The 13,371-nt window shown below is 46.4% G+C and carries 11 protein-coding genes; 4 read left to right on the top strand and 7 right to left on the bottom strand.

Annotated features, from left to right (window positions below):
- Positions 1-5 precede the first annotated feature (5 nt).
- From RIF36_RS12570 to RIF36_RS12555, 4 genes are all read right to left on the bottom strand, one after another.
- Positions 6-1,295: a NupC/NupG family nucleoside CNT transporter gene (locus tag RIF36_RS12570; RefSeq protein ID WP_151999938.1), complete on the bottom strand. Its 1,290-nt coding sequence runs from the start codon at positions 1,293-1,295 to the stop codon at positions 6-8.
- Positions 1,296-1,380: 85 nt separating this feature from the next.
- On the bottom strand, positions 1,381-1,983 hold the full coding sequence (locus RIF36_RS12565) for a bifunctional nuclease family protein (protein WP_151999937.1): 603 nt from the start codon (positions 1,981-1,983) through the stop codon (positions 1,381-1,383).
- A 6-nt stretch (positions 1,984-1,989) separates the two neighbouring features.
- Positions 1,990-2,937: an electron transfer flavoprotein subunit alpha/FixB family protein gene (locus RIF36_RS12560; RefSeq protein ID WP_350123798.1), complete on the bottom strand. Its 948-nt coding sequence runs from the start codon at positions 2,935-2,937 to the stop codon at positions 1,990-1,992.
- 29 nt (positions 2,938-2,966) lie between these two features.
- Positions 2,967-3,704 (bottom strand): electron transfer flavoprotein subunit beta/FixA family protein, encoded by a 738-nt coding sequence (locus RIF36_RS12555; protein WP_350090902.1) that lies wholly within the window; start codon positions 3,702-3,704, stop codon positions 2,967-2,969.
- A 189-nt stretch (positions 3,705-3,893) separates the two neighbouring features.
- Here RIF36_RS12555 and RIF36_RS12550 point away from each other — a divergent pair, with 189 nt between their 5' ends.
- A complete protein-coding gene (locus RIF36_RS12550; protein WP_350123796.1) occupies positions 3,894-4,220 on the top strand; it encodes a tetratricopeptide repeat protein in 327 nt (108 codons plus the stop codon).
- A gap of 1 nt (position 4,221) precedes the next feature.
- Here the strand turns inward: RIF36_RS12550 and RIF36_RS12545 are convergent, their stop codons facing one another.
- Together RIF36_RS12545 and dnaB are read right to left on the bottom strand one after the other, a co-directional pair.
- Positions 4,222-5,220, bottom strand: coding sequence for a zinc-binding dehydrogenase (locus tag RIF36_RS12545; RefSeq protein ID WP_151999933.1), 999 nt, complete (start codon positions 5,218-5,220; stop codon positions 4,222-4,224).
- A gap of 11 nt (positions 5,221-5,231) precedes the next feature.
- Complete coding sequence (gene dnaB, locus RIF36_RS12540) at positions 5,232-6,794, bottom strand: replicative DNA helicase (RefSeq protein ID WP_151999932.1); 1,563 nt, start codon at positions 6,792-6,794, stop codon at positions 5,232-5,234.
- A gap of 237 nt (positions 6,795-7,031) precedes the next feature.
- Between dnaB and RIF36_RS12535 the strand changes: the two genes are divergently transcribed.
- From RIF36_RS12535 to RIF36_RS12525, 3 genes are all read left to right on the top strand, one after another.
- Positions 7,032-8,405 carry a UDP-N-acetylmuramate--L-alanine ligase gene (locus RIF36_RS12535; protein ID WP_350123792.1) on the top strand — a complete coding sequence of 458 codons (1,374 nt, stop codon included), beginning with the start codon at positions 7,032-7,034 and terminating at the stop codon, positions 8,403-8,405.
- Between the two features lie 3 nt (positions 8,406-8,408).
- Positions 8,409-9,215 carry an exonuclease domain-containing protein gene (locus tag RIF36_RS12530; RefSeq protein WP_350069033.1) on the top strand — a complete coding sequence of 269 codons (807 nt, stop codon included), beginning with the start codon at positions 8,409-8,411 and terminating at the stop codon, positions 9,213-9,215.
- A 146-nt stretch (positions 9,216-9,361) separates the two neighbouring features.
- The gene (locus RIF36_RS12525) at positions 9,362-11,542 is read left to right on the top strand and encodes a bifunctional alpha,alpha-trehalose-phosphate synthase (UDP-forming)/trehalose-phosphatase (protein WP_350123789.1); all 2,181 of its coding nucleotides are present in this window, start codon (positions 9,362-9,364) and stop codon (positions 11,540-11,542) included.
- Here RIF36_RS12525 and RIF36_RS12520 read toward each other — a convergent pair.
- Positions 11,539-13,320, bottom strand: coding sequence for a glycoside hydrolase family 15 protein (locus tag RIF36_RS12520; RefSeq protein WP_350123786.1), 1,782 nt, complete (start codon positions 13,318-13,320; stop codon positions 11,539-11,541). The genes RIF36_RS12525 and RIF36_RS12520 overlap by 4 nt on opposite strands.
- Positions 13,321-13,371: the final 51 nt, after the last annotated feature.

Genomic DNA, 13,371 nt, shown 5'->3' with positions numbered 1-13,371 from the left:
ACGGATTAATAAACCACCAGGGCACCGGCGATAGTGCCGGTCATCATGCAAGCCAGCGTGGCCGCAAGAAGTGCTCTCATTCCTAGTTTGGATAAGTTACCCTGCTGGTTAGGGGCCATTCCACCTATGCCCCCCACCTGGATAGCAATACTTGAAAAGTTAGAAAAACCGCAGAGCGCATAGGTGGAAATGACAATCGCTTTTGGGGAAAGTAAACCGGCGGTTTTCATCTCCGACAAGCCCAGGTAGGCAACGAATTCGTTGATAACTGTTTTCTGTCCAAGTAAGCTTCCCACTGCCAGCGTCTCGTTCCAGTCTACGCCCATTACAAAGGCAAAAATTCTAAAAACCTGGCCAAGGATATATTCCAGCGAAAATCCGGTAAAGCGACCGTCGGTGCTTGAAGAAATTATAGCATTTAGTCCGGTAATATCGCCTACCACATTGGATAGAAAGTAATTGATAGCCGCAATCACAGCGATGAACGCAAGGAGCATCCCACCGACGTTTAAAGCAAGCTTCAGCCCTTCAGAAGCTCCATTCGACAGCGCATCAATCAGGTTAACCCCCAGAGACTCCTGGTTCACCTTCAGCTTTCTGTCAATCTTCTCAGGTTCCACTTCGGGAATTATGATTTTAGAAATAACAATGGCAGCGGGGGCGTTCATGATGGAAGCACTAAGCAAATACGCAGCAAACTTGGTTTGCATCACCGGGTCATTCCCGCCAAGGAACGCCACGTAGCCAGCCAGCACTCCTCCAGCTATCGTCGCCATACCTCCAGTCATCAGACACATCAGCTCCGACTTTGTCATTTTTGGTACAAATGGACGCACCAGCAACGGAGCCTCTGTTTGTCCAAGAAAGATGTTGCCAGCCGCTGACAGCGCCTCAGAACCAGACAGTCTCATCGTTCGTGACATGATCCAGGCAATCCCAAAAACAATCTTTTGCAAAATGCCCAGGTAATAAAGACCAGCCGAAACAGTGGAAAAGAAGATAATGGTGGGCAGCACCTTAAAGGCAAATATGACACCGAAGGTGTCGCCAGCCAGGTCACCAAAGAGAAAGCGAGCACCGTCGTCAGAAAAGCTTAAGAAGGTGACAAAGGCACCGCTAACACCATTGAACAGGTGCGCCACCCAGGCAACTTTGGTGATTAACAGGCCAAATACTATCTGAAGGGAGATGCCAATCCCCACGAGTTTCCAGTCGATGGCTTTTCGATTGTTTGAAAAAAGGAAAGCAAATGCGGCAATAAGCAGAATTCCGATCAGGCCTCTCAGATAGTCCATTCAGTAGTTGTTATGGCAAACCTGCCAAAAATAAAAAAGTCACCCATTTATTGGGTGACCGCTATTCCAATATTTTGAATAATAATCAATTTCTCTTATTCATCTCATCCCTGATCTTTGCAGCCTTTTCATAGTCCTCTTTGCCAAGCATTTCCGTCAGCAACTCCTGAAGCTTGTCCATAGAAAAGTCTTTCAGTTTGTCCATGAACCCTTTAGGATTAGCCTTGGAAGCGGATGCCTTAGCCTTTGGTGCCTCATCAGTTTCCTCTTCATCTTCCTCACCCAGCACTATGCCAGCCTCAGCCAGTATCGCTTCATAGGTGAAAATCTCGACACCAAAACGTAGTCCGATAGCAATGGCATCCGACGGCCTGGCATCTATTTCTACTTCTCTGAACCCATCTGAGCAAACTATTTTCCCGAAGAAAACGCCTTCCTTCAGGTCGGATATGATTATCTCCTTTATTGTGAAATTGAAATTATGAGCAAAAGACTTAAACAAGTCATGTGTCATTGGCCTATTGGGCACAATTTTCTCAATTTCAATAGCAATTGCCTGAGCTTCAAACATGCCAATGATAATGGGCAACCTTCTGTTTCCACCAACCTCACCTAAAACAAGCGCAAAAGAGCCAGATTGCGACTGGCTTGAAGAAAGACCTAAAATTTCCAGCTTTAATTTATCCACAAAAAATCAGTTGTTTAACGCTTTAATAGCTTCAGTTAGTTTTGGAACTACCTCAAATGCATCGGCAGCTATACCATAATCAGCCGCTTTGAAGAAGGGAGCCTCAGGATCTTTATTGATCACCACAATATACTTTGACGAATTAACTCCTGCAAGATGTTGAATAGCGCCTGAAATGCCTATAGCAATATACAAAGATGGACTTACTTTCACACCCGTTTGTCCAACGTGCTCATGGTGAGGTCTCCAGTCCATGTCAGACACCGGTTTACTGCACCCCGTAGCTGCTCCAAGTGCATCGGCCAGCTCCTCTACCATACCCCAGTTTTCAGGCCCCTTCAAGCCTCTTCCGCCCGACACTACTATGTCGGCCTCCGGCAAAAGCACCTTGCCTTTGGCCTTTTCCTGCGAAGTAATCTTTGCCTTGAAGTCGGCATCACTAAGAGAAGGGGCGAATTTTTCTACTACAGCGGCACCACCATCAGTTTTTAGCGGAACTGCATTCTTCTTTATGGCAATGATCTTTTTGCTGCCCTTTAGCTCAACATTGGCAAAGGCCTTGCCTGTATAGATGCTGCGTTTTACCTTATTGCCCTGAGGAAGCGCCACGACGTTGGAAACCAGGCCTGCCCCTATCTTTACCGATAACCTGGCGGCTACAGCATCACCCAGCGACGACTTAGCTAACACAACAGTATCGGCCCCAGCTTTGCCCACAGCCTCGGCCAGTACACTTGCATAGGCCTGAATTACGCCTTCGTTCAGTTTGGCATCGTCGGCGTGAAGCACTTTGGTGCCGCCGCTTGTTCCAATTTTCTCCAGCTCGCCACCTTCCACCTGGCCCAACACCACTGCAACGACATCGCCGCCCATAGCCGCAGCATAACTCACAGCCTCAAGTGAGGATTTCTTTATCTTTTTATCGGCAGTTTCTACAAAAACTAATATTGCCATATCTAATTTCTTTTCGGGTTAATAAACAATTAAATCACTTTTGCTTCTTCTTTCAAAAGCCTGACAAGCTCTCCTACATTGTCCTTGTCTATCATCTTCACCTGGCCTTTTGCAGGCGGCAGCTCGTAGTTTTCAGTCACTGTGAGACCGTCAACCGCTGAAGGTTCAACTACCTTCAGTGGTTTGGTTCGGGCCGACATAATTCCTCTCATATTCGGTATCTTCCATTCGGCAATAGGCTCCTGGCAACCTGCTACCAGAGGCAACTCTGCCTCAAGCAATTCCTTTCCGCCTTCTATTTCTCGTGTCATTTTTACCTTGCTACCCTCCACATCCAGCTTCATTACCGGCGATATCGAAGGAATGCCAAGCAGTTCGCCTACCATCCCGTGCACCATGCCCCCGTTAAAGTCAATAGATTCTCTTCCCATCAGGATCAGGTCAAAGCTCTCAGCTTTAGCAACTTCAGCAATTTGGGCCGCAACAAAAAATGAATCAGCCGGAGCCACATTCACCCTGATGGCTTCGTCCGCCCCTATTGCCAACGCTTTGCGAAGCGTAGGCTCGGTTTCAGCAGTACCTACGTTTAAAACAGTGATGGTTCCCCCTGTTTGTTCTTTCAGTTCAACTGCCCTCGCCAACGCATAGTCATCGTAGGGGCCAATGATATACTGTACTCCATTGCTGTCAAACTTGGTGTTGCCGTCTGTGAAAGCAATCTTTGAAGTGGTGTCGGGTACGTGGGTAATGCAGACTAATATCTTCATATCTGGTTTTATTATTCAGGCTTCGGCTAGTGCCTCGCAGGCGCTTTGAAATTTACGAGCGGTCTACCATTTTCTGGCGCAAAATGAGAGGCTTGCCAATTCCTTAAATGAGTTGATGTTGCTTAATTGTATAAACACTAATTTCGTCGTGAAGTTAACCAATTGGGGTAAAAATAAAAACGAGTGAACATGGGTAACGAAAGGATAGAAAAGCTGTTAATTTTCCTTAAAGAAACACCACAAGACCCTTTTTTGTTATATGCGCTTGCCACAGAATATAGAACTGATTCTCCCGTGAAAGCCAAAGAATATTTTGATCAGTTATTGGAGGCACACCCCGACTATTTAGCTACCTATTATCAGGCGGCCCACTTGTTTTGGGAAATGGGGCTTACGGAACAGGCCACAGCAACTTTCGAAAATGGCATCAACCTGGCCAAAACTCAAAAGGCAACCAAAGCACTGTCAGAACTGCAAAATGCCTATATGAACTTTCAAATCGAAGAAGGTTTGTAAATCAGAACGTAACAACCAGCTTTCCGAATTGCTTCCTTTGCTTCATTTTGTCAAAGGCCGCCACCACATCAGAAAATGGTCGGACAGAATCAACCACAGGAAGCATTTGAGTTCTGTTCACATAATCAACCATTTGCTCGAACTCCTGATCATTGCCCATGGTGGAGCCTTGAATAGTTAGCTGATTCCAGAAGATCCTGAACACATCAAGTGTTTTGGGGATTCCTGAACTGGCACCATAAATAACTACCCGGCCTCCATGCTTTAATACTCTGAGGTATTGGTTAACCATTTGTCCACCAGTGCTGTCCACAATCAGATCAAATCCACCGGAAGATTTCAGCGCTGTTTGCGCCCACTTTTCGTTGTTGTAATCAAAGCCCTCCACCGCACCAAGGGCTACTGCCTGCGTAATTTTGCTTTTGCTGCCGGAAGTGACATATACATTGGCACCTGCCAATTTCGCAAACATCAACGCATAAACAGCCACTCCACCACCCGCACCAGACACCAGCACATTTTGCCCTCTTTTTAGCTTACCACGAGTAAAAAGCGCCCGATAAGCGGTTAGCCCACACAAAGGCAGCGCCGAAGCTTGTTCTGGAGTTAAATGCGTTGGCTTTTCAAACAACCGATCAACGGGCACCACCACATATTCCGCCAGTGTGCCATTGTCCGGCATCCCAAGAATCCGATACTGAGCAGATTGCACCTCTGGATTGCTTCCCCAGTTGATATTGGGGTTAATAATCACCGACTTGCCCTTCCAGGTTTCGTCAGTATCAGGGCCGAGCTGCTCAACCACCCCACAACCATCGGAGCCCAGCACCACGTCAAATTTGATATTGGGGTATTTTCCCTCCCTGCACCACTGATCCCGATGATTCAGGGCAGCTGCCTGCATCTTTATCAATACTTCGCCTTTTCCGGGTGTGGGCTCAGGCATATCGACCAATTTAACATGGTCGGCGGTTTCGTTGACTAGTTTAAGTGCCTTCATACAGCCAATATCTAAAATGGGGGTGAATTATCCTCAAATGTATGATCATTTTCGGAATCTCCATCAGGAGAATTCGCTCTGCTTTGCAGGGTAATGGTGCTTGAAGGATCAGGCGGTAATGGGCGGAAATTACCAGAAGGTGGTAAACCAAATCCGCTATTGTCTTCGAGGTCAGCAAACTTGGTAAATTTGCCAATAAACTTGAGCTGCACAGTATCCAGCGATCCATTTCTGTGCTTGGCTATGATTACCTCACCCACATTTTGGGTAGGCATGCCATTTTCATCTTGAGTAATACCATAATATTCGGGGCGATAGAGGAAAATTACCATATCCGCATCTTGTTCTATCGAACCAGATTCACGCAAGTCAGAAAGCATTGGGCGCTTGTCCCCTCCCCTGGTTTCCACGGCCCGGCTAAGCTGCGACAGTGCGATAACCGGCACATTCAATTCCTTAGCAATGCCTTTCAAGGCCCTTGAAATAGACGCAATCTCCTGTTCACGATTGCCGGAACCCCCTTTAGAGGTGTCTCCCTTCATGAGTTGAAGGTAATCGATGATAATCATCTGAATATCATGCTTGGCCTTCAGTCGTCTCGCCTTGGCACGCAACTCCATGATACTCAACGCAGGCGTGTCATCTATAAAAATTGGTGCCTTGCCCAGTCCGTCCGTTTTGTGGATCAGCTGCGCCCATTCAAATTCTTCAAGGGAACCCTTTTTGATCTTTTCGCTGGGAAGCTCTGCTTCAGCAGAAATGAGACGATTTACCAGCTGAATCGACGACATTTCAAGAGAAAATATCGCCACCGGTTTTTGAAAGTCGACAGCTGCATTCCGCATGGCTGAGACTACAAATGCAGTTTTTCCCATACCCGGCCTTGCTGCCAGAATAACGAGGTCGGAAGGTTGCCAGCCTGATGTCATCCTGTCGAGTGCCGTGAAGCCGCTAGGTACACCGGTGAGTCCGTCCTTATGGTGTTTCTTGGCTTCCAGCTCCAGAATGGCCCTGTGCATCAGGTTATCCATCCCTTCAAAGTTCTTCCGGATATGCGATTCTGATATCTCAAAAAGGTGCTGCTCTGTTTTATCCAGAAGCTCAAACACGTCCACCGTTTCGTCGTAGGCATCCCGCTGCACCTCAGAGGAAATTTGTATCAGGTCTCTCTTGATACTTTGCTCAGTAATGATCCTGGCGTGAGTCTCAATATTGGCTGCCGAATTGACCTTGGTTGTGAGCTCGGTGACGTAGTAAGCCCCGCCAGCCATTTCAAGTTTCCCATTTTTCCGAAGCTGGGAGGTAACAGTGAGCAGGTCGACCGGCTGAGAGTCGTTGAAGAGCATCAGAATAGCTCTGTATATCTCCTGATTGCCTTCTTTGTAAAAGCTCTCCGGCTTGAGTATGTCTACAACATTGGTGAGTGCGTCCCTTTCAAGCATTAAAGCTCCCAAGACGGCCTCTTCCAAATCTATAGCTTGCGGTGGTAGTTTGCCGAGTTGCGCCGACAATTCATTGACTGAAACTCTTCTTTTTCCGACCGGTTGCGACCGGGAAATTGGTAAACTATCCATTCAACTATTTTGGTTTTTCTCAGGTGAAAATTAAGGTTGACAAACCTATAAATTAACCCGCTTTAATCGAACCTGAACGAGCTCAAGTTATCCCTATCTTAATAACAACTTATTAACACTCACAAGGGTCATATCATTGTCCATACATTCAATTTAATTAAGGAAGTCCTTTTTGGGCAAAGTAATATTTGCTGACAGCCCTAATTATTCTATTTTTGGTTTTGCTAAAATTGATACATGAGCGCTGAACTTCACAGGATACATTTTATTTCAATCGGTGGTGCTGTCATGCACAACCTCGCTATAGAACTTAAAGAGAGAGGACTCGCAGTAAGCGGTTCGGACGATGAAATTTACAACCCTTCGAGAGCTAATTTAGAAAAACATGGTTTGCTGCCAGCGACTTTTGGATGGGATGCCGGCAGGATAACGAAAGAGCTGGATGCCGTGGTAGTGGGCATGCATGCCAAAAAAGACAACCCGGAGCTGGCCAGGGCTCAGGAGCTGGGAATAAAGATATACTCGTACCCTGATTTCATACTGGAGCAAAGCCGGGCAAAACAACGAATAGTGGTAGCGGGCAGTCACGGAAAAACCACCGTTACGGCGATGATCATGCACGTGCTTAAGCACGCCAAAAAGCCTTTCGATTACGTGGTGGGTGCTCATGTGCCGGGTTTTGAACGCACCATCAGGCTAAGTAACGCTCCCATCATCATTATAGAAGGCGACGAATACCTCGCCAGCCCGCTTGATCCGACGCCAAAGTTCTTAAGATACGATCATCACATCGGCATTATTACAGGTTTGGCATGGGATCACATGAACGTGTTCCCGACTTTCGACGACTATGTAAAGCAGTTTGATAAATTTGCCGACGCCACCCCAAAAGCCGGCACACTTATATATAATGAAATGGATGACCTGGCAGTGGTTATTGCAGGCAAGGAACGTACGGATGTAAAACGAGTGGCCTATGGCACGCATCCTCATTCTGTCGTCAATGGCAAAACGGTGGTTAACTACGGAGGCAAGGAGCTGGAACTCAAAATTTTTGGCGACCACAACATGAGCAACATGCAGGCTGCTTTGTCTTTGGTAAAACTGCTAAGTATTCCGAAAGACACCTTTTATGAAGCGATGGTCACGTTCACTGGCGCCGAAAAAAGGCTTAATAAGGTTGCTGAGAGCAATTCTACGACGGTTTTTTACGACTTCGCACATGCTCCATCCAAAGTGGATGCTACCGTTAAAGCGGTAAAAAAGATATACCCCAACCGGAAACTGGTAGCTGCCGTTGAGTTGCATACGTTCAGCAGTCTTAACAAAGATTTTATCCCCACCTATAAAAACACCCTTAATGCAGCCGACAAAGCTGTGGTGTTCATCAATCCCCACGTCCTTGAAGCCCGGGGTATTTCCGAAATTGACGAGACTTTTCTGCGCAAATCATTCAACAGAAATGACCTCACGTTCGTTACTAACATCAATAAACTGAAGACGCTCCTCGAAGAGTCGAAAGGTGCTAATACAAATTTTCTTTTTATGAGTTCAGGCAATTTTGAAGGAACCGATGTGAAAGCCTTCGCCAATGAACTTACTCAACCCTAGTAAATGACACTCAAACTTAAGAACCCCCTGGCGTTTTTTGACCTGGAAACAACCGGGATCAATATTTCGAACGACAGGATTGTAGAAATTTCCATTGTGAAACTACTTCCCTCCGGAGAAAGAGTTACGAAAACACAGAGGATCAATCCGCAGATGCCTATCCCGCTTGAAAGCAGCCTTATCCATGGCATTTATGATGATGACGTAAAAGACGCCCCCACATTTAAGGAAGTGGCCAAGTCGTACGCTGCCTTTCTGGAAGGATGCGACCTGGCCGGCTTCAATATTTTACAGTTCGACGTGCCATTGCTTGTGGAAGAGTTCCTGAGAGTGGACGTTGACTTCGATCCAAGTAAAAAGAAGCTCGTGGATGCTCAGAAAATTTTTCACCTGATGGAAAAGAGGACACTGGCAGCAGCTTATAAGTTCTACTGCGGAAAGGAACTATTGGACGCACACAGCGCTGAAGCCGACACCATGGCCACTCTGGAAGTACTTTTGGCTCAGGTAGAAAGATACGAAGGGCAGGAAGTAGTCAGCACTCGTGGTGAGCATCTGGGAAAAGTAGCAAACGACGTGGCTGCTTTGCACGAAATCACAGCCAGTAACATGGTCGACCTGGCAGGCAGAATTGTCAGGAACGATGCAGGCACTGAGGTGTTCAATTTTGGAAAGCACAAAGGCCGTGCAGTTGAAGACATTTTCAGTCAGGAACCCTCCTACTACGACTGGATGATGAGGGGAGATTTCCCAATGGACACGAAAAAAAGGCTGACCGAAATAAAACTTCGGGGATTCAACAAAAAGTAGTTTCGGTTAGTTACTTCCTAACGAAAAGAATAATAATTGCTATTTTTATAATAATAGAGCTAAAAATTGAGTTTTAGAAAGCTTTACTCTTTTGGCGTTGCCTTTCTTTGTATATTAGTGATCTACAAAATAAGCAGCCTCTAAGTATGCCAAAAACCATTATTGTTTCTAACCGTCTTCCGGTCAAAATCAAAGTTGAAAAGAATGAATTTAAGACAAGACCAAGCGAAGGAGGCCTGGCAACAGGCCTGGGCTCTATCTACAAGAAGGGAAACAATATTTGGCTGGGGTGGCCCGGGCAACCAATAAAGAAAGAGTCAGATAAGACGAAAATCACAGCCCAGCTCAAGAAAGACAACATGGCACCCGTATTTCTCACTCAAACGGAGATTGAGGAGTTTTATGAGGGGTTTAGTAATGAAACGCTCTGGCCCAACTTTCACTATTTCAATCAGTTCGCTGTCTACAACACCGGTCTGTGGAAAGCCTACCAAAAGGTCAATAGAAAGTTTGCCAAAGAAATAGCCAAAATTGCTTCACCCGATGACACCATCTGGATTCACGACTATCAGCTACTGCTGGTGCCTCAGATGGTTCGTGAAATGTTTCCACGGATTAGCATTGGTTTCTTCCTCCATATCCCCTTCCCTTCTTTCGAGTCGTTCAGGCTGTTGCCCTGGCGCCGTGAGCTGCTTCTTGGCATGCTGGGCTCCGATTTTCTCGGATTTCATACCTATGACGATATGCGGCACTTCCTGTCGTCGGTAAACAGGTTGGCAGGTTTTGGTAATTCAAATGGCAAAATGACGGTCAATAACCGAATAGTAATGGCCGATGCATTGCCCATGGGTATTGACTACGACAAATACGCCAGCGAAGCCTCCCACCCAGACACACTTACAAAAGAAGTGAAGTTCAGAGCCTCGCTGGGAGATGTAAAACTTGTGCTTTCCATTGATAGACTTGATTATTCAAAGGGAATCCCTCAACGACTTCGGGCCTTTGAAATGTTTCTTGAGCGGTACCCCGAATGGCGTGACAAAGTATCTGTTGTCATGATAGTGGTACCTTCCAGAGATCAGGTGGAAATGTATAAGCAACTGAAAGAGGAAATTGACCTGTTGGTTGGCCGAATCAACGGAAAATTTAGCAGACTTGCCTGGACACCTATTCACTACTTCTACAGGTCATTTGAACTTTCATCTTTATCGGCTTTCTACAGAATGGCCCATGTTGCTTTGGTAACGCCTATGAGAGACGGCATGAACCTGGTGTGCAAAGAATTCATCGCCAGCAAACTCGACAAAAAAGGCGTTCTTATCCTTAGCGAAATGGCGGGCGCATCAAAAGAGCTCTCCGATTCTATCCTCATCAATCCTAACGATATGGAGGAACAGGTAGAAGCGATCCATCAGGCGTTAACGATGCCTGAAGGCGAGCAAATTACCCGGATGACCAGCATGCAGGAGTCGCTCAAGCGGTACAATATTCACCATTGGGTCAATCTGTTTTTCGACCGGCTTGGGCTGGTAAAAGCTGAGCAAAAAAGTCTCGAAACGAAACTTGTTGACAAGGAAACTTCGCAAAAGCTGTTCAAAGACTACAAAAAGGCCTCCACCAGGCTTATCTTCCTCGATTACGACGGCACGCTGACCGGGTTTTCTGACAATCCTCAGCACGCTATCCCCGATGCCGAGCTTCACAGTATTGTCAAGTCGTTAACGGCCAACAAAAAGAACAGGGTGGTCATCATCAGTGGCCGTGACAGGCAAACACTGGAAGGCTGGTTGGGCCGATACCCCGTCGACTTCATTACAGAGCATGGTGCGTGGCTGAGAGAAATCGGCTCTGAATGGGAAACTATTGCTGCCATGGACGCTTCCTGGAAAAGAAACATCATGGAAGTGATGGAAGGGTACGTCAACAGGACGCCGGGCTCATTCGTTGAAGAAAAAGAATTTTCCCTGGTTTGGCACTACAGAAAGGTAGAAACCGGGCTTGGAGAGTTGAGAACACGTGAGCTGACCAGCCACTTGAAATACATCACTGCCAATATGCCCCTGAATGTGCTGGAAGGCAACAAGGTGGTGGAAGTAAAAAACTCAGAAATTAACAAAGGCCGGGCAGCTACCCTTTGGCTGGAAAAATTCCCAAGCGATTTTGTACTCGCCGTGGGCGATGACTGGACCGACGAGGACACCTTCAAGAGCATGCCCGACAAGGCATACTCCATAAAAGTAGGCAGCACCTATTCTGCAGCCAAATTCAATATCCCGTCCGTTGAAGACGTACGCAAGCTATTAAAACAACTAGCGGATATTGTTTAAAGGAAACTAGGGCTATCTAGCTTTCTCGCAATTCTGTTAGCGGCATTCAGGAGTCCCACATGGCTATAAGCCTGTGGGAAATTGCCCCACATGCTCCCATCACTTTCTGCCACATCTTCGCTCAGCAGTCCCACATGGTTGGCATAAGCAATTGTGTTTTCAAAAGTCTTGATCGCTTCATCCAGACGGCCTACGCAAGCCAAGGCCTCTACGTACCAGAAGGCGCAAATAAGGAAAGTGGTTTCTGGGCTACCGAAGTCGTCCACGTGCTTATACCTGTAAAACAAGCCACCTTTTCCCTTCAATTCGGCCTCCAGGGCCATCAGGTGGTCGTTGGCCCGCTTGGTGTCTCCTTGAAAATAATTCATCATGATGAGCTGCAAGGTACTGGCATCCATCCTTTCGACACCAATGGCCTGGGCATATCCTTTCTTTGACGGCACATAACACTCTTCTATTTTTTTGGCTGACTTTTCCATCAGCTTCTGAGCCTTCACTCCCATTACCTGATCGCCGTTGTGCTTGGCTATCTTGACTGCAGCAGCGCTTCCTGCCCAGTGAAACAGATAGGTGTAGCAGTGTTTCTGCGCCAGATTACGGAACTCCCACAGGCCTGCATCCGGCTCGTCCATGGTGTTTTCGATCATTTCAAGGGCTTGGTAAACGAGCTTCAATGAATCGGAACGCTCCTTTCCTATAAACCGACGATCCGTGTACAGCGGCAACAAAGAAACCAGTACCTGACCGTAAACATCATTCTGAATATGTGTGTAGGCGTCATTGCCTATCCTAACCGGCCCATTGCCCATGTAACCTTTGAGTGGCAGTATCTCTTCAATCAAATTAGAGCTCTCACTAATACCATAAAGGGGCTGAAGCCGGCCTTTGTGTGTAGCGCTTGTATTAAGAATATACTGGAAGTATTTTTCCAACTCCTCAAAGTGACCAATACTATTAAAAGCAGTGAGGGTGTAGTAGGTATCCCGCATCCAGCAGAATCTGTAGTCCCAGTTTCGGCCAGTACCGGGAGCTTCAGGCAAACTGGTTGTACTGGCAGCCAAAATGGCGCCCGTATCTTCGTATTGATGTATTTTTAAAGCGAGCATTGACCTGATCACCTGAGACTGGTAAAAATCATAGATCGACGTACTCTTTACCCAATTTCTCCAATAGTTAATCGTGCGGCTCAAAAAAGCTTCTACAGTTGCTACCAAAGGGGCTTCAAGTGGGGGGCCAAAAGTAAATACAAGGTATTTGGTTTCATTCAGCACAAACGCCTCATCCTCCATTACATAGGTAAGTGGGATATTTGTTGTCAATCTCACATTGCCGTCGAGGCCCAAAAACCTGATATGATTGCTTCCCTGGCTTTGTTCTGGCACTATTTTTCCGTAGTCACCTCTGGGCTCACACTCCACCTTTATCCTTGGATTTCCCTGAATCGGTTCAATTTTTCTTACCATCATCAACGGCTTGTAATACCTGTCGTTCTGGTAGAATCTGGGCGCAAAATCAGTTACAAGAAATTTGCCATCAGCCGCTTCCACTTCCGTGCAAAGGACATTGGTATTCTCAATATAGTACTGATTAAACGACGCATCTGGCTCACATGGGATTACAGAAAACTCCCCTCCCTTTTCCTCGTCAATCAGACTTCCAAAAATGAAGCTGGAGTCAAATCTTGGCCAACACATCCAAACTATATTAGTGTTTTTGTGGATGTGAGCTGTGAAAGCGCAGTTTCCAATCACTCCAAAATCATACGTATGTCTGTTCATTTCAGTTAACGGTCTTTTAAACGAATTCTTAAAAAGGGGCTTTTTGACTAA

This window comes from Imperialibacter sp. (assembly GCF_040222815.1).
Classification (GTDB): domain Bacteria; phylum Bacteroidota; class Bacteroidia; order Cytophagales; family Cyclobacteriaceae; genus Imperialibacter.
The sequence above is the reverse complement of the archived record's forward strand: the minus strand, read 5'-3'. Positions and strand labels throughout refer to the sequence as shown.